The sequence below is a fragment of the Lacicoccus kunmingensis DSM 17847 genome, from assembly GCF_059568765.1.
The window spans coordinates 1-1868 of the sequence record NZ_JCANUC010000052.1 but is presented as its reverse complement, the minus strand read 5'-3'; the positions used below and the strand labels follow the sequence as shown (position 1 = coordinate 1868).

Here is a 1868-nt window from a genome sequence, read left to right as displayed (position 1 = left end):
AAAGTCGCCGAGAACTCGCCCACCACAAACCCTTGTCCCACCTGGCTTCGTGCGGCTTTTTCGCTGAAATTGGCACTCGGCACTTAAAGGGGGGGTCGTAGTAGCCCCCCCTTTTTCCCTCTCTCCTCGTAAAATCTAGTTCGAAATCCAGTTCATAAAAAGCAAAAAAAGCCCTTAAAAAACACAGGGCTTTTCTAAAAATCTAAAACCATATTTCTAATTACTTTAAAAACGCTCACAAGCCTTTTTAAGCCGCATTGCTTAAAAAACCACACAAACCCTAGCAAACTACTTCAAAAGCTCTTAAAAACGATTTTGAAGAGAAATAAGGGCATTCTAAGATCAATTACAACTCCATGCCACTAGATCTGCTTTTCGTTTTCTTCTGTTGCTGCCGCTGCTGAGAAAGTTCTTTGTTTTTCTCCACCAGCCAATCCATCGAGAAATCTGCTTCTTTAGCCCGTTTTATAAATTTCTCTAAAAACAATTTAATTTTACCAATCGCTTTTTCAAGTCGATTTTGTGGAATCGTCTTTTCTTCTTTATTTTCTTCGAGGATCTCCAGCCAGTTTTCTCCCTCTTCTTTATTCTTTGGCATACGGTCATTCTCTAAATTATGAAGCACTAACCGGCCTTGAAATTCTAACGTACTAATCTGAAGATCGGGCTCTTTTTCTTCCAAAATACTTTTATAAACAATTGCATTTTCTGTTTGTCGATCTCGCTCTTTTTGCAACAATGTAATTTCTCTACCAAAATCAATATTTCGATAGCGAAGATGTTCGTTATCTTCCTCGAAATTTTTCACATTTACTTTTAAATTTTTAATTTCTTCAACAGCTTTTGATTTGTATTTATCAAATCGTTGTTGAATTCTAATACTCGAATTCGATAACTCTTTCATTTTCTCGTAGCGTTCCGCTGGCAACATAACTACTTCTTTTTTATTAAAGACTCCAACAGTTTTCTTCTCAACTTCTCGCTCAATACTTTTCAAAACTTTTTGCGGATATTTAAAACTCTTAAATTCGTTAGCCATTTCCTCTTTCTGCTGTTCAATCTCCGCTGAATATTTTTTCAGCGAATGAATATTTTCAATCCCGATCGTCTTATCATTTAAAATTCCTTCTTGATAAATTTCAGGGATTCGCTCTTTCAAGTGTCTATCTAAATCAGTGTGAAAACTTTTCAATTCCGATCTCGTCAGCACTTCTTTCGCTGATACTTTTTCACGCTCTTTTTTCTCATCCCAAACAACCGGAACAAAATCAAAATGCATGTGAGGGGTTGTTTCATCATTGTGGACATTCGCTGAAACGACGTTCTCCTGTCCTCCATAACGATCTGTAAGAAATTCGTATGTTTCCTCAAAGAATTTCCTCTGATACTCAACAGATTCATTGTGAAGCGATTCAGGCAGTGTGACGATCCACTCACAGCACACCTTTACATCTTTCCGATTCATGCAATAAACTTCACTCAATCTTTCGTCCATGCGGGAAAGTGTATCTCCGTCTTTTTCGCATAAATCATAGTTCAGATGTGTACGCTCTGTATCAATATTTTTGTTGGAATGGTTTTCTGTTTTTCGGTCTAAGTGAATTGACAAGCCTTGCATATTTCCTTTAGTGAATTTCTGAACGTGCGCCATCTCGTACACCTCCATTTGAGAAGAGAATAACACATCAGGCGAGAGGAGCCAAAACCATTTGGTATAACACGGTATACCAGAATTCTTCTGGACGTGCTCTGCGAGGCGAAAAGCAAGGGAGCAAAAACCGCTCCCCCAAATTCAAAAGCAAAAGAAAAGATCATGGGCTTTGCCCAAACCCACGAGGGAAAAGTTTCCCCTCGACCCCCTCCAAAAA

The 1868-nt window shown here is 38.5% G+C and carries 1 protein-coding gene; it reads right to left on the bottom strand.

Annotation, left to right across the window (positions count from 1 at the left end):
- Positions 1–346 precede the first annotated feature (346 nt).
- Positions 347–1651, bottom strand: coding sequence for a MobV family relaxase (gene mobV / locus BO48_RS16740; RefSeq protein ID WP_039043705.1), 1305 nt, complete (start codon positions 1649–1651; stop codon positions 347–349).
- Positions 1652–1868: the final 217 nt, after the last annotated feature.